The following is a 24,669-nucleotide window of genomic DNA, read 5'->3' on the forward strand; positions in this document are numbered from 1 at the left end:
AGGACCGACCGTATGGGACCACGCCCTCTCGAAGCGGCAATGCGTCCAAAGGGTGCCAATCGCCACGATCAGTAGCGACGGCATCCGACCACGAATAGTGTCAATGACAGGCGTACCCGACCGGGTGCTGGCTTTGAGAGATTTGAGTGGCCCCACCTTCCGCCCGCGGCCAGAACATGGCAACGAGCGCTGAGGGCGTCGGCCGGCAATGGTTCCTGTCCCAGGTCAAAGGGTCAGTACAGCGTGGCGACAGTCGGCTTGACCTTGCCGCCCTGAAGCGGCGGTGTGTCTAGTAGGGCTTTGTTAGGTGACCATGAGGTTCCGTTTCGTTGCCGCGCTGGTAGTGGTTCGTAGGGTTGGTGGCAGGTGCGGATGACCTTCGAGTCCTGAGCTGCTGCTCGTCCGGCGCCCTTGGCTTAGCCCGGATCTTTCATCGGTTGGTTGGGTGTGATCGCGGGTTGTCCTCTCACCCTTGTTGATGTTGAGTTTTGTGGGTCAGGTCGGGTGTGGCCGTGGTCGGGCGCCTCGCTGTCGCGCGAGGTGGGCGCCTGGTCCACGTCCGGGTGGTGTTGCTCCTGGTAGGTAGGGGTGGGAGGTCGGTGGCCCGGGTTATCCGGGGCTGGGTATGGCGTGCAGGGTGCTGATCGCCTGGGTGGTGAGCGCTGCCCAGGGGTGGTGCGTGGCCAGGTGCAGGACGACGGTGCGGGCGTGGCGGGCGAGCCGGCCGGCGAGCCAGAAGATCCGGTGGCGCAGCCGTTTCGGTTCCCATCGCCGTGCCGGCCCGTCGGGCAGGGCGAGCATCTGGGTCCAGGCGACGAGGTCGAGGGCGAGGGTGAGGGTGACCAGGGCGCACCAGACCTGGTTCTGGGCGAGGTCGTGCAGAGGCAGGTTGGTCAGGCCGGTGTCTTTGGCGCCGCGGATCCGGTCCTCGCAGCGGGCGCGGCGGCGGTGGCGCAGCTCGAGGTCGGCGAGCTGGCCGCGGGGCGTGTTCGTCGCGAACGCGGTGATCCGGTTGCCGTCGACGTCGGTGATCCGCAGCTGCGCGCCGGGATGCGGTCGTTCCTTGCGGACGATGACCTGCATCCCCGGTGGCCAGCCGGACAGGTCCATCAGGCCGGTCAGCTCGGCGACGAACGCGCCGGGTCTCGGCTGCCGGTCGGCGTCGTAGGCCGGCGTCCACGCTGTCTTCGGTAGCCGGGCGATCAGGACGGCGGCGTCGTCGGGGAGGGTGAACCCGACCGAGTAGCCCACCCGGCGCTGGGATAGCCAGTCCAGGAAGACGTGGGTGCCACCGGCTGAGTCCGCGCGGATGAGGACCTTGCGCGATCGGCGCAGATCTCGGGGCAGGTGGGCGAGCGCGTCGGTGGCGACCGTGATGTGGTCGGTCGCCGTGTTGTCGGGTAGCCGGAGCGCATTGCTGCGCTCCGGCCCCCTCAGAACCGTGCGTGCCAGCTTTCCCGGCACACGGCTCAAGCAGGCCCGATGGCTTCGCGGGCCGGAAGTCGTGCCGTCTTGCGCGTCGTGGCGTCACGCCGGCGAGCGCAGAAAGGGTGCATCAGGTAGCGGGTGTTGTCGTCCGCCGGGTGGTTCGGCGCGGTGATCGCTGTTCGGCGGATCGCCTTTCGTAGCGCGGTGAGCCACTGTTCCCAGTCCTGTGGGCTCTGCGGTTCCTGGCCTGTGTGCAATATCAGGTCACCGCAGGCCGGGCAGCGCCCGTTCTGTTTGCGGAGCAGGCGTGTCAGGAATGGTCCCAGCGGTGGTTTGCCGCGTCGCCGCCGGATCGCCCAGTACTCGGCCAGGGTCGGATCGTCGGGTGACGACCGGCCCCTGACCAGGGTATGGCGGACGATGGGGGTCCAGGAGAACTTGACCAGGTAGCGGCCGCTGTCGCGGTCACCGAACACCCAGCGATCTCCCCTGGCGGGGTGGAAGGCCCGAAAATATCGGGTTGCCACCCACCGTTTCCCCTTGTTTGGGTGTGTCCGTCGCGCCCACCGGTAGGTGAGCATCCACACGTAGTGGTCCAAGGCGGAGAAGATCTCCTTGGACACGGCCGTGCGGTAGTAGGCGGCCCAGCCCCGGATCGCGGGGTTGAGCCTGGTGATGACCGCCTCGGCGTTGGCCCCGTGCAGGGCTTGGACCTCGGCGGCGAGCCTGCGGCGGATGCTGTGCACCGCTACCTTGCTCGGTTTGGTCAGCAGCTTGCCGTTGCGGTAACGGCGGATGTTGAACCCGAGGAAGTCGAAACCGTCTTCGAGGCGGACGATGTGTGTCTTGTCCTCGTTGAAGGCCAGACCCCTGGGCGCAAGCCACCGCTGGAGGCTTTCCTTGACCTGCTGCGCCTGTTCGGCGCTGTGGCAAAGAGCCACCAGGTCGTCGGCATACCTCACCACGAGCGGACTTCTAGCCGTCACGCCCCCGGCGTGCTTGACATGCCCGGGGTGGTAACGGACACCGGCTGCCGTTTCCAGACCGTGCAGAGCCACATTTAGCAACAACGGGCTGATCACGCCGCCTTGGGGAACCCCCTCCCCGGTCGGGGTGAACCTTTCCCGCTCGACCACACCGGCCTTCAGCCACCCGGCGATCCTGCCCCTGGCGGGGAAAGTACCCAGCAGCTTCAGGAGATGGCCGTGATCGATGCGGTCGAACGCCGCGGCCAGGTCGGCGTCGAGGATCCACCGGCGGTGCGGGTTGCGCCCGCTCACAGTGGTGAAGATCGCCTCGATCGCGTCATGGCAGCCGCGGCCCGGACGAAACCCGTAGGACTTCGGCTCGAACCGGGCTTCCCACTCGGGTTCCAGGGCGTTGGCCGTCAGGGCTTGAAGCGCCCTGTCGGCGATCACCGGAATACCGAGCGGGCGGCGTTTCCCGTTGGCTTTGGGGATGAACACCCGCCGGACAGGCAGAGGCGACCACCGGGCCGACCGTCGCTGCACCCAGCCGGCCAGCTCGGCCTTCTGGGACACCGACAGCGCGGCCTTCCCGTCGACGCCCGCTGTCTGGCGGCCGGCGTTAAGCTCCGCCACCCGGCGCACGCTGACCACAGCGTTCGCCCTGGAGCGGAGCATCAACTTCTGGAGGCTACGGACCCGTTTAAGATCCCCAGCCCGCGATGCCGTGAAGATGCGTTGCCGTAGCCGCCGTACGTCGTCCTCGGCCTGCCGCCAGTCGATCGACAGCCAGTCCGGGCACGCGCCCTCCGGTCCGTTCACCACAGCATCGGCCGCCGGACGGGCCAAGGCCTGTTCCAGCATGTCCAAGGTCATGGCGTCCAACTTGCCCTTCGGTTCAGGTGCTCCTGGCTTCGGTCTCCACAAGCCCACCTGGCCACGTCAGCGCCCTTTCGGGCCGGGCACCTGCCCGTATCCGGCCGGTTATCCGGAACCGGCGACGGAGGTGGCCGCCACAACGTCCCGGTTTCCCGTCGCCTTTCGGCGCACCGGCATTCGCTTCTTGGCCATCCTGTTCCCGCCAGGGGATCGACCTTCCTCACGGTCAGCCCACCGCGCAGGAAACCTGCACGGACCCCGTCGGGGTTTCCACGTTCCACACGAGCGAGACACAACCGGGGTGGGCGCCCTCTAAACCCCGGGGACGGTGGTGTCCACCCGGCCGACGGTTCAGCTGTCCGACCGGCACCCGCCGTTTCGCAACGGCCAGCCCCTAAACCCCGCTGGAACCTTCCGCCTGCGGGGCTCAAACGTGACGAGGCATCATCAAGGGTTCACTCACGTTCACCCGTCCGGTTTTCCCCTTGCCTGTGGCCGGCGGACGGAACGCCAACCCTTGGGCTTCTTCCCCGAGCTTCGCACCCCGCCGTTACCAGCGACGCACGTCAGGGTGGGGACAGGCCTTGGACACTGGCCCGAGCTACACCGTCGACATCAGCCGAACCCCCAATCGGTGCAACCACTCAACTCGTGCGACCTCGTGTCGCACCGACCCGGCGTTGCCCGCCCGCAGCAGTACCGCCGCCGGCTCCCCGGTGCCGTCCTGGCCGTGGTCGACGAACGCCCACAGCGGATGGAACCCGTCGAGTAGGCCGTGGGCGCGGTGCCGGGATTACTCCCGGCCCGTTTCCCACGGCCTCTCTCCGCACCCGGCGTGCGCCTTTCGACGCACCGGGCGCTCCATGGTCCCTGCCGTTATGCGGGTTGTGGGGCCCAGGGGGTGGGGATCCGAGTGCCGCGGTAGCGGTACCGGGTGACCGGTATCTTGGCGGTCCGCTTCCACTCGGTGGTACCGGCCCAGTAGTTCAACCACCTCCCGGTGGGGGTGGTATATCGGGCGCGGAACTCCTTCCATCTCCAGCGGTGCCGGGTCATCAGCAGCCGAGCGAGACGCCACCAGACGAAGCTGTCGATGGCACTGAACACGTGCTTCGCCACGGCGTGCTTGAAGTAGCCGGCCCACCCGTGCGTGACCCTGTTGATCCAGGTCAGCAGGTCCTCCAGGCCCTGATGTGATTCCCTGGGAGTCATGGCCCTGATCTTCGCCTTCACCGCCCGGATCGCCCGGTCGGCTACGAAGGTGTAGACGTACCACTTGTCTGTCCCCCTCTTGCGGCGCCGCTGGATGCGGAACCCGAGGAAGTCGAAACCCCGATCCAGATGCGTGACCTGAGTCTTCGCCTCGGACAGGCGCAGCCCCATCGTGGTCAACACCCGGACTACTTCTTCGCGCAGCGTCTGGGCGTCGTGCTCATTCCCGTTGACCAGGACGACGAAGTCGTCCGCGTAGCGGACGAGCCGCCACCTCGGGAGCCCTTTCTTGCGCCGGCCCGCGCGTTTTACCTGGGTCGACTGCGCCCCACCCGGCTGCCACGGCCCGTGCAGATGCTCGTCGAGCACCGACAGGGCAATGTTCGCGAGCAGCGGTGAAAGAATACCGCCTTGGGGAACGCCGGTCCGGGTGTTCTGGGGCTCGCCGAGTTCGGTGAGGATCCCGGCTTTCAGGAACGCCTTGACCAGCGCCAGCACACGCTTGTCCTTGATCCGTTTCCTTACCCGGTCCATCAGCACGCCATGGTTGATCTCGTCGAAACACGCGTGGATGTCCGCGTCCAGCACCCAGCGGTAGCCCTTGGTGCCGAACATGTGGATCTCGGCTATCGCGTCCTGCGCCCGCCGACCCGGCCTGAAGCCATACGATACCGGCAGAAAGTCGGTGTCGAAGATCGGTTCCAGGACCAGTTTCAGCGCGGCCTGGACGACCCTGTCAGCGACTGTGGGAATCCCGAGTCGCCGTATTTTCCCCGCCCCTCCCGGTTTGGGAATCACGCGCTCTCTGACCGGCAGCGGGCGGAAGGTGCCCGCCTTCAGCTGGGAACGCAGGTCGTCCAGGAACCCGGAGACGCCCAGCTGCCGGTCGACGTCGGCGACCGTGAGGCCGTCGACACCAGCAGTCCGGGCGCCCCGGTTACCAGCGACCCGCCGATACGCCACGAGCAGCGTCGCCGGGTCACACACGAAGTTGTACAGGTCATCGAACCGGCGGCCAGGATCAGCCGCCGCCCAACGGTGAAGTTTGGCCTGCATCCCCGATACCCGCGCAGCCGCCACCGTGAGGTCGTGTCCGCGTGGAGCGCCGCCATCCAACGACGCGTCTTCCGGCATTGCAGCATCCTTCCCTTCTCGAAACCACTGCCGCCCTTCCCCATGTGCCGGGCTTTCCCCGGCTCGGAGTACTACGGCGGCTCCGCCCCACCTCGCCGGTTCGACGGTCGGTGCGCCTATCCCGACAGCCCGCTGGCTGCGAGCTTGCCCGGGAACCCGGACGAGGCGGTTCCCACGTTCACCATGTTTCGTTTGTCGGAGGAGGAGCCCGACTGTGTCCCAGCGGCATCGCCATGGGTACGCCGCAGACTTTCCCCGTGGCCTCCGGTTCGGCGGTTTCAGACCTCCCCGAAGTTCCCTCACACCCGGGTGGATGCTCGGTGCGCACCGCGACCGGCCCTTATCCACCAGATTTGAGCCGGCTCATTGTTTTAAAGGACGTAGACGTCGGTTCCTCGCGTACTCCTCTCCAACTCGCTCGCCAGGCCCGCACCATCTGGCAGTGCTGACACGTCCTGGCTTTGTCAGGGCTGCTCCCGCCCTTCCCGGCACCACCCGGATCAGGCTGCCCTCAGCTACAATCAACCTGCTGCGACAGGCTAAAAGCGAAGGTCTTCCACCCCCACTCGAAACACAGCGCCTCGTGGCGCACGAAGCCCTTCTTGAAGGTCGGCGCCGCGGCCTCCTTTTCCGAATGCGCGGTGACCAGCGTCGCGTCGAGGTCCACGACCAGCGGATCCTGCGCGGAGACCTGACGGTCGGGAGCGTGTTCACCAGCCATCGACCACACCCGGCCCCGCGCCACGGCGCGCGCCCTACCGACCGCGACGAGCACCCGGTCGACGTCACCGGCCAGCCGGTCGACCGTCCGTGACACCGTCGGGTCCGACGCCACCCGGCCGAAGATCTCCGGCTCGGCGCGCAGCAGGGCGATGTCCGCGAGGCAGTCCCCGCCCAGCGCCAACATCACGGCCAGATCCAGCAACACCTTCGCCGGATCATGGACCGCCAGCGGCGAACGCCACGGCCCGAGCGCTACTGACAACAGCCGACCCAGCCCGCTGACACGGACCGTCTCGGTCAACAACACCGCCCCAGCCACCGACACGACGCCGCGACCAGCCACATCGACACGGACGGATGGATAGACACCGGTACTCTGCACCATGAAGGTGCTCCTTGGTTCGGACAGGATTCAGGCCCTCAGCAAGCCCGATCCTCCCAGCTCAGGAGCACTTTCCTTTTCCCGACACACCCACCACCCGATCACCACCATGAAAGCCCTGGGTTAGGCGTCGAGGGTGCGCAGCCGGCCGAGGACCCGTTGCAGGATGGCCAGGTTGGTGCGGTCCGGAGGGGGCTGGTCGGGGTCTGATGGGGCTGACGGGGTGCGGCGCGGGAGGTGTGCCTCGTCGGCGGGGGTGTCGCCGGCAGCAGCCTGACGGCTTGGCTGGGGCTGGGGCAGGCTGGCCCAGACGACCTTGCCGTTCGGGTCGCCGTGTGCGTAGACGGGGTAGCTGCCCCAGCCGGCGGCGAGGGCGTTGACGAGGCGCAGACCCCCGCTGGTGCCGGCGGCCGGGTCGCCACGGCGGAATTCTGGCCGGCCCGCTGCCCGGTCCCAGACCTCGACGACGAGGCGATGACGGTCGTACGTCAGCTGGAGAGCGACGGACGGTTGCCCGTTCCCACCGGCGCTTCGTCTCGGCAGCAGCTCGGACGCACGGATGGCGTTCGTGACCAGCTCCGACGCGAGGAGGGTCGCTTCGTTCTGCAACTCGTCGAGGCCCCAGCCGCGCAGCTGGGCTCGCACGTGGTCGCGGGCGACGCTGGCCGAACGCCCATCCAGCGGATAGCGAAAGACACTGTGCACCGGGCCGCGCGCGCCACCCGGCCCGGCCGGGGGATTCGGGTCGGACCGGGATGGTGATGTGACGACGCGGCGGATGGTCACCAGCATCTCTCCGATCAGGTAGGCGCCGGGCGCGGACCGCGTCCTTCCCACACCCGGCGCTACCACCAGGGAGGGTGACGCTGGCCGCTGCTCCTCTGTGCGGCGAGGCGGCTGGAAAATCAGGTCGCGTGCCGTCGTGGCGGGACGGTCACGGACTTCGCCGAGGTCCCCGACCGGTGCCCGGCGACGGTGTCACCGCGGAGGTCTGGTAGATCACGTCGGCGCGGCCGGCGTGATCTACCAGACCTCCTGGAAGGCCTGCTCAGCGGCCGACCGACGCGTCCGCGCCGGCGCCGCCGACACCCGCACCGACGCCCAGGCCGCCAGGGCCCGTGCTCGCACTCGCGCTGGTAGCCGCGCCGGGAACCTGCGCGCCGACACCTGCGTCGGTCGCGCCGACGTTCACGCCCGCGCTCGTGCCAGGACCCGCGGTGACCTCGGCCCCGGTACCGCCGCCGCCCACCCCGGCCTCGGCCCCGGCGCCGCCCACGGCAACGTCGGCCCCGGCACCGCCCGGAGCCACACTTACGCCCGCGGCGCCCGGCGCCACGGTGGCGTTGGCCTGTGCCCGCAGTGCCGTCGCGCAGTAGGCGTCGACCTCGGCGCGGCCGCCTGCGGCGGTCACCAGCGCCTGCATGGTCGGAGAATCAAGGACAGTGTCGGGGTTGGTCTCTGCGGCGGCCTGGTAGCTGTGGCACAACGCGAGCAGTGAGGCGGAGGCGGAGGCATCGGCGCTCGGCACGCCGCTCGCCGAGACGTCCGCGCTGGCGGTGGCGCCAGCCGTCGGGGACACCTCGGTGCCGGCACCTCCGCCGACGCCAGGCAGGACTCCTGTGCCCGCGGCGACGGCGACGCCGCTGATGACCGTGGCCCCGGCCGCGATCGCGGCGATCTTCATGGTCAGCAGTCGGGCGAGCAGCGTCTTGTTCATGGGTTCTCTCCGTGGCTGGGTGACGTGGGCGAGACGCGCCTCCCGGAAAGCGGCGACTGCCGCTTCCTCGCCGTCGAGCTCACCTACGCGGGCCGGAGCGGCCGCCGCGGTGAGCAGATCGGCGAGAGGATCCACACCAGCCCCACCGTCGACCGGACCGCCGCGCAGCATCCGCTCAGCGGCGCCTCGGCCGATCCGACGGGGTCGGAGTGTGCTCATCTCACGTCCTTCAGCGTTGAAGCCCTCATCGGTGTTACACCCGGCCGATGTTCCTGGTCCTCGCCTTGCGCCGTCACCCCGATCATGATCATCGCCTACAGCCCGCCGGATCCGGTGATGCCCTGCTCGCCGAGCTGCTCGGCGAGTCTGCGTAACCCCCGGTGCGACGCGACGCGGACCGCGCCAGCGCGCTTGCCCAACACCCGCCCCGCGGCCTTCGCGTCCAGCCCCATGACCACCCGCAGGAGCACCGCCTCCGCCTGGTCCAACGGCAGACCCGCGATCAACCGCAGAGCCGCTGCGGTGGACACCGCCTCCAACGCGCTTCTGGAGGTGTCATCGGGCGCGGCCAATTCGGTCATCAGCATCTCAACAGGTATGTCGTCCCCCGGGCGGCGACTTCGTCGGCGCAGATGATCCAACGCGCGGTGACGCGCGATAGTCGCTGCCCAGCCGCGAAAGTCGGCGAAGTCCCCGCGGAACGACGCCAGGTCCCGAGCGATCTGAAGCCACGTCTCGGAGGCCACGTCCTCGGCATCGTTGCCGACGAGTAGCCGTAGGTACCGCAGCAGACCCGGCCCAGTCGTCCGGTAGATCAGCCGGAAGGCACCCTCGTCACCGCGCTGCGCCTCCGACAGCGCTGACGAGAGATCCGTCGTGTCGCCCTCGGCCCTGTCCTCATCGGCGATCGCGGACACAAGGGGCGGCACCGACGCCAGCGAGGCCGCCGGCCCGCCAGATCCGGGTCCCGGCCCCAGCAAAAACGATGATCGTCGCGAGGCGCCACCAGCGACTGGCGCGTCGCCGCCTATCTCCGCGCTCTCGGTCACCGCGCAGATGATGGGACCCCGCCTCGAACGCGGCGACAAGGGGGCCCTGACGGTAGCGGAATGGCATTGTGCCGGTACGTTCGGCTGTACACAGATGATCTTCCGGTCTCGCGACACGCCTCGACCGGGGCTGTTGCGTTGAGCCGGCCCGAGGCACGGCAGGGCCAAGTTGGCGACCTGATCAGATAGCCTGCGCGAGCTCGGCGAACGCTGTCGCGAGCCGGAGATGGGGCTCGGCGTCGATGCCGAGTTCGTAGTGTCCGCGGCGAAGGTTCTGGACGAAGGCGTGCCTGGAGCCAATCACCTGGGCCGAGTGCAGTCGTTTCAGTCCTCGCATCGGCCGCGGCCGGGCTTTCAACCGGCCGTGGTCGGCCTCGATCGGGTTGTTCGCGTAGCGGGCGTCCACGTGGTGAGCAGCAGGCAGTTGCTCGTCGAGGACGCGTGGGTAGGCCGGGGCCCGGTCGGTGGTCACCTCCACCGGGCGACGACCATGCGACAACGTGGCGGTGAAGAACCGACGCGCCGCGGCCAGGTCCCGATTCTCGGAGGCGAGTACGTCGATGACCTGCCCGTACTGGTCGATCGCTCGGTACAGGTAGCGCCACCGGCCCGCGATCTTGACATATGTCTCGTCCGTGAACCACCTGTCGCCCGGGCTGTGGCGACAGGGCCGGGCGGCGTCGATCAGCAGCGGGGTGAACCGGCGGACCCACCTGTACACGGTCACGTGATCAACGTCGACGCCGCGTTCGGCGAGCAACTCCTCGATGTCCCGGTACGACAACGCGAACCGCAGATACCAGCGAACTCCCAGAACGATCACCTCCGGTGGGAACCGGAAGCCGGCGAACTCCGAGGCCGAGACCGGGACCGGCGGATGAGGACGGCGGTGCGCCATCATCCGATCATGCCTGGCCGCCGGGACGGACCACAGCGTCCACCGACGCAACAGTGCGCGGTCAGTAGTAACCGGTCGGCAGCGTCTCCCATGAACGCCTCAAATGATCGTTTCTCATCCGCGCGCACCCTCGGCTCCGATCGGCTGGGGTCCTCGTCCACCTCGCCGGGCAACGGCCATTCCGCTGGCCGGCCTCGTTCACGGTTCCAAACGCGCCTGGCCCGCCCCGCTATGCGCCGACATCCGCCTGTCCGGCTCCTGGCGACCAAACGAGATCGACGGACCGGCTTCAGTGAGACGCCTAGGGATGCGGCCCCAGGGCTGCCCTGGTCAGAGCCTTGATCACGGGCCAGGTCTGCTTAGACGGGGCAGTCGAACGGATCCGACGCACCCATACGGCCTTGCACGACCTGCTCGCCGCTGGCCACACCGAGCGGGCGATCGCCCGCCAACTGCGGATGGGACGCCGCACCGTCCGCAAGTTCGCCCAGGCCGCCCGATCCGATTCAGCGCCGCCTACCGAATCTCCGACGGGACGCTGATCAGCGCCGACGCGCTGGCTGACCCCTCTACCTGATCTTCGTTCGGGTGTGTGGCTGGCTGACGCTGCTCGGTCGTTCATCGGCGTCCAAAGGACATCGAGTTGCTCGTCCTTCGGCACGTGGTCGCAGTGCCGCGACGCGCCCAGCCCAAGCCGCGGTGGAACTGGGCGGACCAGACCATGATCAACGCGCCGACGGAGCGCGTTGTCCATCTTCGACAAATGACCAGCCCGGGTTGCCCTAACCCGGACAGTCTATTGGTGTGTTGAAATTGACAACACGACCATCCCGCTAATCAAGCGGCATTGGGTTCGAGTCCCTCGTCGGCTTGATCAATATGACCTGACCGAAGAACGGATGGAGCAGACGCACGGCCACAGCCGCAACGGTGACCTGATGGCTCGTCCCCAGGGCCGGCGGTCCAGCCCCGGGGACGATGGTCAGCGGCTGTCGACTACTTGAAGTCGGTGAACGTGGGCTCGGACCAGGTTGGTTTTGCGGTGACCGGCCAGCAGATGAAGGGCTTGGACCTGCTACCGGCGACGGGTTCGAACGCGCCGTTGTGGACCTTGACGGCGGAGATGCACTTCTGCTTGTAGCCGTGGGTCACCGGGTCGCCCTCGGTCGGGGATTCGTGTTGGCGGGTCCAGTCGATCGGGTTGATGATCCCGTCAGCGCTGTAGGCGGTCATCTTGTTGGTGGCGGCGATGACGGAGGCACGGGAGAACGATGAGCCCGCGGCCTTGATGCCCTGGTAGGCGAGGTCGGCGTCGATCCAGCCGATCATGGCGTTCTCGGTCACGTCGGCCTCGGTCTTGCCCATCCAGGTGATGAAGTCCTTCAGCCCGGAGGTACCCGGGTCGGCCTCGAACGGCCGGAAGGTGGACAGGACGTAGTCGCCCTCGAACAGGCTGCCGGCGTCCGCGACGAACTTCTGGTCGTAGGTGTTCTGGTGGGCCATCGGAACCGCGCCCATGCCCTGGCGTTCCATTTCCTGGGCGAAGGTCTTCATGCTGTTGAGGTCGACGCAGCCGATGACGAGCTGGACTCCGGCCCTTTTCATGGCGGTGACCTCGGGGCCGACGCCGTTCGGTAGGCCGAACGGGAGGCTGTCGTTGAGATAGACGACCTTCTGCCCGAACTGGCCGCCGTACTGGTCGATGGACTTGACCACTCCGTTCGCGCAGTTCTTGGAGACCGCGGAGACCCCCAGCCCGAGCGCCGCGATCTTGGTGGCACCGGCGAGCTTGGCCAGATAGGTCCAGTACACCTGGGTGCACTCGATGCAGAAGGCGCCGGAGCTGGCGAAGATCGAGTCGTTGCCGGCCATCTCGGTGCTGTTGGCGGGGAGTGCGTAGAGGGGGATCTTGGCGGCGGCGAGGGTCTTGAACCCGCTGCCGACGACCGGTGCCGCGAACGTGGCGAAAGTGTCGTTCGAGGAGGTGATCTGCAGCGCGCCCTGCTGGTTGCTACCCAGCTGATCGTCGATCGTCCTCGAGACCACCAGTTTGCGGCCGTCGAGGCCACCTTCGCTGTTGCGGTAGGCGAAGTAGGCGTTGACCCCGGACAGGAAACAGTCCAGGAGGCAGGTTCCCAGCGGGTTGTTGGACTTGGTCCCGAGCATCGCGAAGCGGATCTCGTCGTCGGTGACGCCGGGTCCGGTGGGTTTGCCCTGCGCCGCGGCGGAGTCGTTCGCGGCCGACGTGCCCGAGTTTCCGCCCGCCGAGTTCGAACAGGCCGTCACGGCGAGTGCGAGTGCGACCAGGAGAACCGTCAGCCGGCCCAGCCTACGGCCAGTATGGCCTCCACGCGGACCGCCTCCAGCCGCGTCGCGCTGCCTGATGCCAGATTTTCTCACGTATTTCTTCCTCCTCAGAAGTGCGAATTCTTCCCTGTTCGGCATCGCGAACGCCGATCCCGCTCCCGCCCCGACGGGTCCTGCCGAGTGGAGACGCTCGGAGCCGACCAGGCACAGCCCGCGGACGGACAGGCGTGGGGCCTGCGCGTTGGTCAGCGATGCCGGCTCGGCGCCCTAGGCACCGACGGCGAACGCCTGGGCCACGCGCTGGGTGGCGTCGTCGCTGTTGCCGGCCCAGACGACGTGTCCGTGGTCGAGCACGGCGACCCGGTCGGCAAGCCGCAGCGCGTGGCTGACGTGCTGCTCGACGAGGAGCAGCGCGACCCCGTCGGCCCGGAGGCGGGTGAGGCTGTCGTAGAGCTCGCCCACGATCTTCGGCGCCAGGCCGAGGGAGAGCTCGTCGGCGACGAGGACCTTGGGTTTCTCGACCAGGACGCGTGCCATCGAGAGCATGCGCTGCTCGCCGCCGGAGAGGCTGCCGGCGAGCTGCTTGCGGCGCTGGCCGAGGACGGGAAAGAGCTCATAGGAATGCTCGAGGCCGCCGCGGACCCCGCCTCGGCCGAGGACCCGCCGGAAGGACAGCGTGAGGTTCTCCTGGACGCTGAGCGTGCCGAAGACGGAGCGCCCCTCGGGCGCGTGCGCGATTCCCGCTCGCGCGAACCGGAAAGTCGGTTTGCCGGTCAGGTCGGCGCCGTCGACGCGGACCGTGCCGTGGCCGGGTGGGAGCAGGCCGGATGCCACTCGGGCGATGGTGGTCTTGCCCGCGCCGTTGGAGCCGACGAGGGCCAGCGCCTCGCCCTTCGCCAGGCTGAGGGAGACGCCGAACAGGGCGCGGAACGGTCCGTAGGCGGCGTGGACGTTGTCGAGTTCGAGAACGGGCGCCGAGCCGCCGTTCCTGCCGCCGCCGACCGCGTCGCCGCTGGCCGTCTCGCCGGCGGTGACCGCGTACTCGTCCGCGGTCCGTCTTTCGTCGGGGGTCGCCGGGGTGGACATGGTGTCTTTTCCTGGTTCGGTCGTGGGACCGGTCATCGCGCCACCTCGAGGTCGCCGAGGTAGGCGGCGCGTACCCGGTCGCTGGTCATGATCTCGCGGGTGGGCCCTTCGGCGATGAGCCGGCCGAAGTCGAGGACGTAGGAGCGGGTGGTGAAGTCGGTGACCAGCTCCACGTCGTGTTCGACGAGCAGGATGGCGAAGCCCTGCTCGGCCTGGACGTCGCGCAGCGTGGAGGCCAGTGCGGCGACCTCGGGCCGGTCGAGGCCCGAGGAGGGCTCGTCCAGGAGCAGGAGCTTGGGCTCTGTCATGAGTGCCCTGCCGACCTCGACCAGGCGGCCCTGGCCCAGGGAGAGCCGTTCGATCGGCTCGTCGGCGAGGTCGGTGAGCCCGAGTAGCGCGAGAACCTCGTCGCAACGAGCAATCTCGTCCTTCGTGGGTCCGCCGAGGCCGAGGAGGTCTTTCCAGAGCCGTCCGTGGCCTTGCCGGACGCGTTCGGCGATGAACAGGTGGTCGCGCACCGTGCAGTCCCCGAACAGCTCGATGCGTTGGAAGGTCCGGCCCAGGCCCAGCCTCGCCCGTCGGAAGGCGGGCAGTCGGCTGACATCGCGCCCGGCGATCTCCACCGTGCCGCCGCCCGTCGGGATGACGCCCAGCAGGCAGTTGAAGAACGTCGTCTTCCCAGCGCCGTTCGGGCCGATGAGGCCGACCCGTTCCCCCGCCTCGATCTGCATGCTGACGTCGTGCAGCGCGGTGATGCCGGCGAACTTCTTCGTGATGCCGCGGGCGCACATGACGGGTGTCATCGAACCGGGTCCTCCTCTCGCGCCGACGCGGCGGCGGGCCCGGTCGGCGCGCCGACCGCCGTGGTCGCCCCGGCGGAGCGGTTCGCGGTGCCGTCCCGAGTCCCGTCCGCGGCGTCCTGGTTCGCCACGCCGGGGACGGCCGGCCGCGGCGAGGGTGGCAGGTCGTCGGCCGGAGCGCCTCGGAGGCGGGGGAACAGCCTGTCCGCGAACGACGGCCGGGCGTAGCCGCGTTCGACGAGGCCCTCGGGGTGACGGGCGAACTGGACGGCCGCCAGCCCGAACAGGACGAACACCCATTTGCCGGTGATCGGGAAAAGGCCCGGAAGCTTGTCCGAGCCGCCGATGATCCAGCCGAACAGGTCGCCCTTGAGGATGAGCTGGTCGAACAGCGAGAACGCGACGGCGGCGTTCAACGCGCCGGGAACGGTCCGCGCGCCGAGGGTCACGACGATCACCAGCCAGAACATGGCCGCGAACGGCGAGAAGTTGGTGTCGTAGTTCACCGACTCCTGCGACATCGCCAACAGCGCGCCACCCAGACCCGCGATGAACGCCGAGACCGCGAACGCGACCAGCCGGGCCCGGGGTGCCGAGATCCCGATGGCCCCGGCCGCGAGCTCGCTGCCCCGCAGTGCCGCGAGTGTCCGGCCGAAGGTGCCCGCGCGCAGCGCCGTCACGGCGAGCGCGACCACGACCAGCACGAGCGCCGCGAACACCAGGTAGCTCTTGTCGTTCGCCAGGTCCCAGGTGCCGATCAGCGGCCGTGGGACCGCGGTGCCGGTCATGATGGCGGCGTCGCCGCCGCCGATCCAGGACAGTTTCACGCCCACGGCGTCGAACGCGTAGGCGAACGCCATCGTCGCGATCGCCACCCAGATCCCGCCGAGCCGGCGGATCGGTAGCGCCAGCACCGCGGCGACCGCCGCCGCGACCGCCGCGCCCACCAACGAGGCCACGAGCACTGGCATGTTGTAGTGGGCCACCAGCTGGTACACGGTGAACGCGCCGATCGCGGCGAACGCGCCCTGGCACAGCGAGATCTGCCCCGCCATTCCGGTGATGACCGTGATCGACAGGAAGATCACCGACATGGCCACCGCCTGGGTCACCAGATAGACCCACAGCTGGTTGCCGACCGTCAGCACGACGACCGCGACCACCAGCAGCAACACGGCCGCGACGAGCCTGGTGACGAGCGTCGCCCTCGGGTCGCGGACCCGTCCGTGCACCGACGGCGGGGGTGGTTCGACTCCGGCCAGCGGGTCGGTGGACTCCCGCGCGCGGGCGATGCTCGGGACGAGCACGACCACGGCGAACAGCACGACGAACGGCACCGACGGCGTCAGGTTGTCCTGCACCGTCTTCAGCCAGGCATGATCGTCCGCCCAGCGTGGCAGGAACGTGTTCAGCAGCGCGATCCCGATGCCGAGGATGAAGGCGCCGGCCACCGTGCGCGGCAGGCTCACGAGCCTGCCCACGGCCGCCGCCGCGATCGCGACGACCATCAGGCTGAAGAAGTCGCCCGCGGCCAGGGTGTTGAACCGCGGCGCGATCAGCACCCCGGCCACGCCCGCGAACAGCGACGACAACGCCCACGCGAACGCTGAGATCCGGTCGGCCGCGATCCCGTTGAGCTCGGTCATCCGCGGGCTCTCGACGACCGCCCGCATCCGCAGCCCGAGGTCACCCCAGCGGAACAGCGTGCCGAGAGCGACCAGGGCCGCGAGCGCGACGCCCATGTCGACGAGCTCGTTGCGGCTGAACGCGTAGCTGCCGAACGGGTCGTAGAACACCCCGGCCCCGTCGGGCACGACGCCGACCGGCGTCGCCCCCGAACGCGGCGAGAACCCGAAGAGGATGTCGAACAGGTTCGGGATCGCCACCGCGAGCCCCACCGCGACGACGAGCTTCGCCACCGCCGGCGCCGTCCGCAGCGGGCGGAAGATGAGCCGCTCCAGCAGCAGCCCCAGCGCCGGCGCCAGGACGAACACCGACACGACGACCGCCGGGACCGTCGGCCAGCCCCAGTCGAGCCTGGCCTTGAAGTACATCGCGGCGGACACGTACGCCTGAGCACCGAACGCGAAGTTGAAGACCCCCGACGTCTTGTACGTCAGCACGAAGCCGAGAGCGACCAGGGCGTAGACGGCGCCCGGCGGTGTGCCCTGGAGGATCGCCTTGAAAAGATCTCCGCCTAGTGAGGAGCCAGCCATGCCGTGCCTTCCCGGTCAGCCGGCCGAGGTCTGGGAGCCAGACCACCCGTGGTGCGTGGTCGATGCGATGCCGGGCGGGAGCTCGCGCTGCTTCATGGAGGGGCATTCCTTATCGTCGGTGCGTGATTGATGACATCGGGTGACAGATGCCGAGCGGACCGATCCCGAGAGGCCGATTTCCGGCGCGCGGGCCGTGGGTGGAACGTCGCCGTCGCCGCTGCCTGCCTCGCATCGTGGCGACGGGCGGGGGTGATACACCACGCGGGATGTACCGCTCGAACGAACCGCCTAGCCCGTCGGAGTGGTGCGACTCCGGTTACGGCTGCTTCCTATGCCGCGCAGGCAGAAATCCCAGAGATGCTCGGTGATGGTCTCCACCGACTCCTCGTGTTCCGTGAACGCGTACTCGTGATAGGTGGCCATGACGATCCTGGCGACGAGGGCGGCATCCTGATCGATGTCGGTCGTCGCTATCAGTCCGGCATCGCGCGCCGCCCGCAGTTCGCGCGCGATGAGACTGGCGAAGGGCTGCGTCGCTCGCCTCAGGTCACCCGGATACTGGCGATGAAGGCGGGAGCGCTCGCTCGCGATGAACCGCGAGGCGGACGCCACCTCTCCGCCGGCGTCTATCAGGGATACCGTGTCCGTGACGTGCCGACGTAGTCGCTCCATGGGATCCGCGACGTCACGAGTGGCGTCCTCGAGGCGTCGGACCTGCTCGGTTATCAGGTCCTCGATGACGGCGATGAGCAGCTGGTCCTTGCCCGAGAAGTACCGGTAGAACGTCTGCAGCGCCATGCCTGCTTCTTTCGCGACCTCCTGCGTCGTGAACCGGCTGTCCTTGTCGACCACCAGCCGCTTCGCCGCCTCGACGAGAATCTTCATCTGTCGCAACGTGCGTGACCGCGAGCGCTGGACGAGTGGCGACTGATCGGCGGCGTGCTCGGTCCAGGACACGCCGGACACGCTATCGGTCGTCACGACGGTGACGGGATGGCGAGGGGGCCGTCCGCGCGGTCTCGGCCCGGCGGGTGCCGTAGATGGGCCGGGCGTCGAGATCGGAAGCGATGCAGCCGGGCTTCGGTACGATCCGGACCTCCAGGTGATCGGTAGTGGCGTCAGTCGAATACGACGGGAATCTCGGTGGCGCCACGCTCGTACATGCCGATGAAACGTGGGGGCTCGGCGTCCGGGTCGACTCTGAGGTTGGGTAACCGGTCGAGAAGGGCACCGATGGCGACGCGCATCTCGGCCCGGGCGACATGCATGCCGAGACAGACATGCTGCCCCCCGCCGAACGCGAACGACGGCCGCAGGGCGCGACCAACGTCGAACTCGTCCGGCCTGTCCCATCGGGCGGGGTCCCGGTTCGCCGCGCCCAGGCACAGATGGAGCACCGCACCTGCGGGCAGGTGCGTTCCGTAGAAGTCGACGTCCTGGGTGACGTGCCGGGAGAACATCGGGTCGGTAGGCATCCACCGCAGCGACTCCTCGATGGCCGGGCGTAGCAGCGTGCGGTCCGCCCTGACCGCGGCGAGCACCTCCGGTCGCTGCAGGAGCGCCGTGAGGGCGATACCCATCTGCTTCCACGTGGTGCCCGATCCGGCTGTGAGCAACAGCACCACGAAGGAGTGGATCTCCGCGTCGGTGAGTCGGTGGGCGATGCCATCCTCGTCCGTTAGCTCGGCCTGGACCAGGACGCTGATCAGGTCGTCCTGAGGCAGGCCGCGCCGGGCCGCCACAATGGGTTTGATCATCGCCACGAGGTCGTCGGCGCTGCGCAGGGCAGCGCGGACGTCCAGTGCCTGCTCGACCGGTACGCCGAAGCTGCCGGTGATGGTCAGGACGGGTATCGCCGCGCAGAAGTCGACGTTGAGCTCCGCTCGGCCGTCACCCACGAAGCCGTCGATCAGGAGATGGACGGTTTCTTCGATCCAATTGCGGATCCACCACTGAGCCTTGTTGGGGACGAACGAGGGCTGGACCAGCGCCCGGTACCTGCGGTGCTGGGCGCCACCCATCGTCAGCAGGCTGTTCTGCGCGTCGACCGGGCCGACGTTCGGATCTACTGGCTCGCTGGACGACGCGAACACCTCGGCATCCCGGAACGCTGCGTCACACGCCGCGTGGGTGAATGCCGAGAAGTGTGGCCGGTCGTCGAAGGGAAGGCCCTGGAAGAAGGCTGGCTGCTGGTGCCCCGTCAGCTCATGGACGACACCGGCGTGAACCGGAGCCTGCTCCCGCAGCCGGTGCCATACCGGGTAGGGATCGTCCTGATAGCTGCCGCCGAACAGGGCGTTGTAGCTGCTGCGCAGGTCGAAAAGCTCGCGCATGCGGTCCCGGTCCAGGGGGACGGCCGCGCTCACGCCGGACCCCGGCACATGGCGGTCGCGTGCCGCTGGATCGGTCCGTGCCCATCGCCGACGACGGCCACCTGGCGAGCAGCGCATGCTGCCTTCTCGGCGGGGGATGGGAGCAATACGAGACCGCCGCGCAGGGCATCTCTCAGGGGCTTGGCCGGGACTACGTCTGCTCTCCAGACGGCCAACGGTGGGCTCGCAACGGGCAAAAGTACCCGCTGCGCCGTGCCGACGACACTCACGCCGCCAACCGCGCCCACGTCTGCCTCCATCGAGAGCACCCTCCAGTGATCGTCGCGGCTCACTATAAGGTGAGGCGCAGTCGAAAACTAGAACATGACTCTCACCTCTGGAAGAGCTGTCTACCAGAAATTTTGGATCGTTGATGTGTGGGAAGCTGGAGGCCAACTCACTGGTGAGCGCAAGCCCGAGCCTGGCAGCTACGGACCCACATCGCGGTCCGGGCCGCCGTGCGATGTCGTGGGATGTGGTATCGACCCGGCGCGGGACGGCAGGGGAGCGGTAGTCGGGATGCGCCGTCTACCAGCAGAACTTCACAGACCTGCGACGGGTCTCGTTCACCGTTGTCCGGAACAGGCGGCGGGGCTTCCGCGCAAGTCCGTCACAGCCAACACCCAACCCTCCGCGATGGAAGAGAGAAGAATGTTGTTTGGGCCTATGGTGCTGCCGCCTCATCAGCCAACGGTTGTGTTGTTGCTGGGCGTGGGTGGGCTGACCGCTAACCACCTGGCGACGTCCGGCGGTGCGGTGTCGTCGTCCGGGAACCGCGAGGCCGTGCTGTGACCTTCGTCTCCGAGAATGACAACGCGGCCGTCGCTGGTGTGGTCGCCGGGCCGGGCATATGTGCTCCGCCGCGGGTGCCGGACAGCCTGGAAGAGCTGCTGACGCCGGCGTGGCTGACCGCGGCGCTCGGCCGGAGGTTCCCTGGCATCGAGGTCAGCGCCGTCACACCCGGCCCAGTGATCAGCCGAGTGGCGACGAACGCCAGGTTCACGATCGAGTGCGTTGGCGGTGTTCCGGCGGGGCTGTCGCCCAACCTCTGCGTCAAGGGCTACTTCACGGACGAGGGCCGTGGGGCCGCGGTGATCGGAGCCTTCGAGGCATCCTTCTACCGTGATGTGGCCGCCTCGGCGGGTGTGCGGACGCTGCGCGCCGTCTACGCCGACGTCGATCCCGTGACCGGCCACGGGGTCGTCATCACCGAGGACGTCGTCGCCGAGGGCGCGGTCTTCCTGGACGCCCGCAGCGACTACACCCCCGACCAGGCCGCCGAGAGCCTTGGCGAGCTCGCCCGGCTGCACGCGGCGGCCTGGGGCGACCCGGCACTCGCGAAGGCCGACTGGCTCGCCAGCCGCATGAGCATGTATCTGCTGGTCCGCGGCGTCCAGGAGATCCGGGACAACTTCGGCGGGCCGATCGGTGCCGGGGTGCCGGTCGAGGCGCGGGACGCCGAGCGGCTCGAGGCGGCCTACCGCGTGCTGGCCGGGCGGGTCGAGTCCGTGCGCCGATGGACGGTGATCCACGGCGATGCGCACGTCGGCAACGTCTTCCTCGACGGCGCCGGCCGGCCATCGTTCGTCGACTGGCAGACTGCACAGCGCGCGCCCTGGTACCTGGACGTCGGCTACCACATCGCGTCCGCACTGACCGTGGAGGACCGGCGCCGGACCGAGCGCGACCTGGTCGGTCACTACCTCGACCGGCTGCGCGCCGGCGGCGTCGACGTCCCGTCCTGGGACCACGCCTGGCTGGGCGTGCGTCGCGGCATGGTTCAGGGATTCTTCATGTGGGGCATTACCTTCAAGGTCGACCCCGCGATCACGAGCCTGCTCCTGACACGCATCGGAACCGCCGTCGCCGACAACGACGCCCTCACCGCCGTCGAGAACGACCAGGAGTGGTGACGACAACGGCAGGGCACAGCGCTGCCGGCATCGACCGTATGACCCGGCGTCCATAACCGGGCACCGTCCGCGGCTCGCGGAACCGGCGAAGGCTGGCCGGAGGAAAGTTGTCGAGCCGATGGTTCGTTGGGCGGCAGGCTCCTCGATCCGAGAATCGCGCTCTGGGTGTTTGCGATATCAGGCGGGCCTGCCCTGAGAATGTCACTATCGTCTTACCCTGTGCGTCATCTCGCTTGAGAGGCGATCGCCGATGTGGTTGATGGTGTCGAAACGCTGATGCCATCCACGCCGCCGGGATTCTCAGCCCGGCCGGCTTCAGATTGCCTCCTGCTGGTTCACCGACCGGTCCCCGGGGCCAAAAGACCTGCTTACCCGAGGGTCTGGTGGCTCTCATTTTCCCTGCCCTAAGGAGATGGAGTCCTTGTCTGCTCGCCTACGCCGGCACCAGGTGGCGGCGGTATTCGCCAGTATGGTCATCCCGCTCGCCGCGATCGGCTGTTCGGACAGCGGTCAGGCCGTAGGTGGAACTGGGGGGTGTAACAGCCCCGGCGTGACCCCCACCACGATCAAGGTGGGGCTGATCTACCCCGACAGCGGTCCCATCGCCGCGACGCTCGGACCCACGCGCGCGGGTGTCGAGGCCAGGGTCCGTCTGGCCAACGCCTCCGGTGGAGTGAACGGGCGTCAGATCGAACTGACGTGGAAGGACGACGGGGGAGATGCGCGGACCTTCGAGAACGCGGCCGGGGAGCTGGTGACAGGGGAGGGCGTCTTCGGTCTCATCGCCGAGACCCTCAACATCACGAACGTGGCCGACAGGCTGGACCAGCAGGGCATCCCGATCACGGGGCTGCCGGCGGAGGCGGCGTGGACCCAGCACCGGAACATGTTCACGCTCGCCGTCCTCCCGACCCCGACCTCCCCCATCACGACCTTCGGGGTGTTCGCGCACCAGCTCGGAGCCACCCGCGCCGTGGTGGTCACCGATCCGTCGTCACCGTCGGTCGTCCAGCTCAGCCAGTCGTATGCCGTCAGCCTGCGTTCTCAGGGCATCGAGGTGGTGGACACGATTCCCTTCACCGCCGGGGTCACGAACCCGGTCAGCGTGGCCGCGAAGATCCGGGCCGCCAGGGCGGATGCTCTTTTCGGCCCGCTGACACCCGACGACTTCGTGGCGGTCTACGACGAGGCCAAGAAGGCTGGCGTGACGATCAAGGTGGCGCTGAACGGCTCGGGTGACGGCCGCGAGATGCTTGCCAAGTACGGCACCGCGGCGACCGGTATCTCGCTGATGGCGAACCACACGCCGTTCAGCGTGGAGTCGGCCGCGATGGACAACTACCGGCGGGCCATGGTGGCGTTCGCGCCGGAGTCCTCCGAGGTCGAGAACGACATCACTCTGGTGGGGTATGTCACGGCGGACGAGTTCATCCGTGGCCTTGAACTCGCTGGGGACTGCCCAACGCGCCAGTCATTCATCACCAACCTGCGCGCGGAGAAGAACTACAATGCCGGCGGCCTGATACCCGACATCGACCTCAGCCGCTACAGCGAACCCACCCTCTGCTACATATTCGTCCGTGTCAACGAGGCCGGCACCGCGTTCGAGGTGGTGCCGAACACCGGAGCCCCTGATCCCACCCAGTGGTGCGGCACTCGGCAGAACTGACGCCGGCTGGGCCGGTGCCCGGTGATCTCAAGCCGGCGCACCGGCCATCGGCGTGTTCGGGACGCCCGCTGGTCCGCCAGCCGGACCGTCGCGTTGTGGCCGCGTCGAGCACCCGATGCGTCCGCAGTGCCTGGGTGACTAGTTTTCCCCATGACGTAGCTGCACCTGACGCCGGCTCTTTGGCCCCGAACTCCTTGGCTCACACGCCGCACGGAGATCCACATGCCCCGACCGCCGCCCGCCTGGCGGCCTTTCGGGCCTGGCCGCCACCACCGTCCCAGCGCGCTGATCGTGGACTGTCGGGGGCGCACCGCCGCCCCGTTCATCAACACTGTCACTCCCATGGACCTACAGACCGTCTTGGCGCGACTGCTTGTGGAGCCGACGGCTGACCCCGCCGGCCGCACAGGGTGGGCCGCATGTGCGGGTAGGTGCTCGGCCTTCCGCCGCGACCGCAAGAACGATGATCGATCGTAGCGGCGCTTCCGGTTGCATCCCTAGCCCGAGTGTCAGGCTGGCCGCCTATCGGCGCATCCACACAGAAAACTACGCTAAGTACCCATCTGCGGGGAACGGCCGGTTTGAGGTGACCCGCCCCTATCTACTACGCATCATAGTGGTCTAGGGTGACGTCGTCAGCAGCGCCGGGCCGCGCCAGTCCTGCCCCGAGTCCGAGATCTCGGACATCGCGGTCGGGCGGGAGCGGAGGCGAGCCCGCGGATCCGCCGGTGCTCGCCGTCCTCGAACTCCTAGAAACGGAACGGGAGCGGACGGGGGATCGGCGTGCCCGCCTCGATGGCGGACCTACGGAAGGATGTGCGTTGCCTGCTCCCTACAGTGACCGTCCGTCCGCGGACGAGGCCTGGTCCCAGCATGGTCATCGCCCCCGGCGGCCACCGGCCGAGACGGTCCGGCGTTCCACGGGCTGGGCGTTTCGCCTCACGCGGCGGCAGAACCGGGTAGCCGCGATCGCGGCCCTGACAACCAGCGGCCTCGCGGTCTCGACCGCCAGCTTTGCCGCGACGGTCACGACCACCGGCAGCGACATCGGTCCGGTCGACAGCGCTCCGGTCACCCAGGCGGCGATGTTCGGCGCCGGCGCCGGCGCTGGCGCCGCACCGGCCGCTGAGCGTGCTCCCGACTCGCTCGCGGCGGCGCTCGCCGACCCGATTCCCGACTTCACCACCACGACGATCGAGGCTGAGAAGTCCGCCATCGCCCCGAACGCGGAGGCTCGGTTCACGATCCACGTCCGCGACGCGACGACGGGAGCGCCTGTCGCGGGCGAGAACGTGAACGTCGTCGTCGTGGCTGGAACGCGCTGGTCCAGGAGTGCGACGCTGCGGACCGACGACGAGGGGATGGCGCGGATCGGCGCGCGGCTGCTGTCGACCACCACGGTCACGGCGGTCTTCGACGGCGGGGCCTCGCTGCGCCCGTCGGTGGCCGCCGCCGCCACGGTCACCGTCACCAGCCCCACCCCGACCCGCCCTACCGGTGTGGCCGCCATCCCGGGTAGCACGATCGGGGCGAAGGCGGTCTACCTGGCGTCCCTGCAAAGGGGGAAGCCGTATGTGTGGGGCGCGACGGGCCCGTACGCGTTCGACTGCTCCGGTTTCTCCCAATACGTTTACAAGCAGCTCGGTCGCTACCTGCCCCGGACCGCGCAGCAGCAGTTCGAGGCGACGCTGCGGGTGCCGCAGTCGGCCAAGCAGCCCGGGGACCTGCTGTTCTTCGGCTCTCCCGACAACATCACTCACATGGCCATCTACGCAGGAAACGGCTACATGTGGGCGGCGCCGCAGACCGGCGACGTCGTGAAGCTGGAGCCGATCTACACGTCCACGTACTGGGTCGGCCGCGTGCTGTAGATCTCTGTGACCGCCAGTCCTGGACGAGAACGGTGCATCACTGGTGCG

General features: G+C 68.6%; 15 protein-coding genes and 2 pseudogenes. 3 read left to right on the top strand and 14 right to left on the bottom strand.

Translation table 11 applies throughout. The features are described 5' to 3' along the window. Positions 1 to 609: 609 nt before the first annotated feature. From FRCN3DRAFT_RS44385 to FRCN3DRAFT_RS0213705, 14 genes and pseudogenes are all read right to left on the bottom strand, one after another. Positions 610 to 1,395: pseudogene (locus tag FRCN3DRAFT_RS44385) on the bottom strand (IS1380 family transposase); the annotation flags it as partial. 74 nt (positions 1,396 to 1,469) lie between these two features. Next, complete coding sequence (ltrA, locus tag FRCN3DRAFT_RS0213645) at positions 1,470 to 3,269, bottom strand: group II intron reverse transcriptase/maturase (protein WP_007516260.1); 1,800 nt, start codon at positions 3,267 to 3,269, stop codon at positions 1,470 to 1,472. 879 nt (positions 3,270 to 4,148) lie between these two features. Beyond that, positions 4,149 to 5,540: a group II intron reverse transcriptase/maturase gene (gene ltrA, locus FRCN3DRAFT_RS0213650; protein ID WP_232794022.1), complete on the bottom strand. Its 1,392-nt coding sequence runs from the start codon at positions 5,538 to 5,540 to the stop codon at positions 4,149 to 4,151. 646 nt (positions 5,541 to 6,186) lie between these two features. Beyond that, positions 6,187 to 6,726 (bottom strand): annotated as a pseudogene (locus FRCN3DRAFT_RS44390) (transposase); the annotation flags it as partial. Between the two features lie 120 nt (positions 6,727 to 6,846). Then, positions 6,847 to 7,560, bottom strand: coding sequence for an ATP-binding protein (locus FRCN3DRAFT_RS44395; protein ID WP_051466252.1), 714 nt, complete (start codon positions 7,558 to 7,560; stop codon positions 6,847 to 6,849). A 211-nt stretch (positions 7,561 to 7,771) separates the two neighbouring features. Next, entirely contained in the window at positions 7,772 to 8,659 is an 888-nt protein-coding gene (locus FRCN3DRAFT_RS0213665; protein WP_007507546.1) for a hypothetical protein, read from the bottom strand. 95 nt (positions 8,660 to 8,754) lie between these two features. Next, positions 8,755 to 9,369: an RNA polymerase sigma factor gene (locus tag FRCN3DRAFT_RS44400; protein WP_007507543.1), complete on the bottom strand. Its 615-nt coding sequence runs from the start codon at positions 9,367 to 9,369 to the stop codon at positions 8,755 to 8,757. A gap of 301 nt (positions 9,370 to 9,670) precedes the next feature. Further along, a complete protein-coding gene (locus tag FRCN3DRAFT_RS0213675; RefSeq protein ID WP_027140559.1) occupies positions 9,671 to 10,387 on the bottom strand; it encodes an IS6 family transposase in 717 nt (238 codons plus the stop codon). A gap of 996 nt (positions 10,388 to 11,383) precedes the next feature. After that, positions 11,384 to 12,673: an ABC transporter substrate-binding protein gene (locus FRCN3DRAFT_RS0213680; protein WP_232794034.1), complete on the bottom strand. Its 1,290-nt coding sequence runs from the start codon at positions 12,671 to 12,673 to the stop codon at positions 11,384 to 11,386. A gap of 288 nt (positions 12,674 to 12,961) precedes the next feature. Beyond that, positions 12,962 to 13,816 carry an ABC transporter ATP-binding protein gene (locus tag FRCN3DRAFT_RS0213685; RefSeq protein ID WP_007507538.1) on the bottom strand — a complete coding sequence of 285 codons (855 nt, stop codon included), beginning with the start codon at positions 13,814 to 13,816 and terminating at the stop codon, positions 12,962 to 12,964. Next, positions 13,813 to 14,583: an ABC transporter ATP-binding protein gene (locus FRCN3DRAFT_RS0213690; protein WP_007507537.1), complete on the bottom strand. Its 771-nt coding sequence runs from the start codon at positions 14,581 to 14,583 to the stop codon at positions 13,813 to 13,815. Before FRCN3DRAFT_RS0213690 ends, FRCN3DRAFT_RS0213685 begins: the two co-directional genes overlap by 4 nt. Then, complete coding sequence (locus FRCN3DRAFT_RS0213695; protein WP_007507535.1) at positions 14,580 to 16,796, bottom strand: ABC transporter permease; 2,217 nt, start codon at positions 16,794 to 16,796, stop codon at positions 14,580 to 14,582. The genes FRCN3DRAFT_RS0213690 and FRCN3DRAFT_RS0213695 overlap by 4 nt, the downstream gene beginning before the upstream one ends. Before the next feature lie 288 nt (positions 16,797 to 17,084). Continuing rightward, a complete protein-coding gene (locus FRCN3DRAFT_RS0213700) occupies positions 17,085 to 17,777 on the bottom strand; it encodes a TetR/AcrR family transcriptional regulator (protein WP_027140560.1) in 693 nt (230 codons plus the stop codon). Positions 17,778 to 17,914: 137 nt separating this feature from the next. Then, positions 17,915 to 19,129 carry a cytochrome P450 gene (locus FRCN3DRAFT_RS0213705; RefSeq protein ID WP_035927796.1) on the bottom strand — a complete coding sequence of 405 codons (1,215 nt, stop codon included), beginning with the start codon at positions 19,127 to 19,129 and terminating at the stop codon, positions 17,915 to 17,917. An 827-nt stretch (positions 19,130 to 19,956) separates the two neighbouring features. Between FRCN3DRAFT_RS0213705 and FRCN3DRAFT_RS0213715 the strand changes: the two genes are divergently transcribed. From FRCN3DRAFT_RS0213715 to FRCN3DRAFT_RS0213725, 3 genes are all read left to right on the top strand, one after another. After that, positions 19,957 to 21,081, top strand: coding sequence for an aminoglycoside phosphotransferase family protein (locus tag FRCN3DRAFT_RS0213715; protein WP_007507528.1), 1,125 nt, complete (start codon positions 19,957 to 19,959; stop codon positions 21,079 to 21,081). A 550-nt stretch (positions 21,082 to 21,631) separates the two neighbouring features. After that, positions 21,632 to 22,750, top strand: a complete 1,119-nt coding sequence (locus FRCN3DRAFT_RS0213720; RefSeq protein WP_232794035.1) for an ABC transporter substrate-binding protein — start codon at positions 21,632 to 21,634, stop codon at positions 22,748 to 22,750. Between the two features lie 821 nt (positions 22,751 to 23,571). After that, positions 23,572 to 24,621: a C40 family peptidase gene (locus tag FRCN3DRAFT_RS0213725; protein WP_007507525.1), complete on the top strand. Its 1,050-nt coding sequence runs from the start codon at positions 23,572 to 23,574 to the stop codon at positions 24,619 to 24,621. Positions 24,622 to 24,669: the final 48 nt, after the last annotated feature.

The sequence above is a fragment of the Pseudofrankia saprophytica genome (genome assembly GCF_000235425.2).
Taxonomy (GTDB): Bacteria; Actinomycetota; Actinomycetes; order Frankiales; family Frankiaceae; genus Pseudofrankia; species Pseudofrankia saprophytica.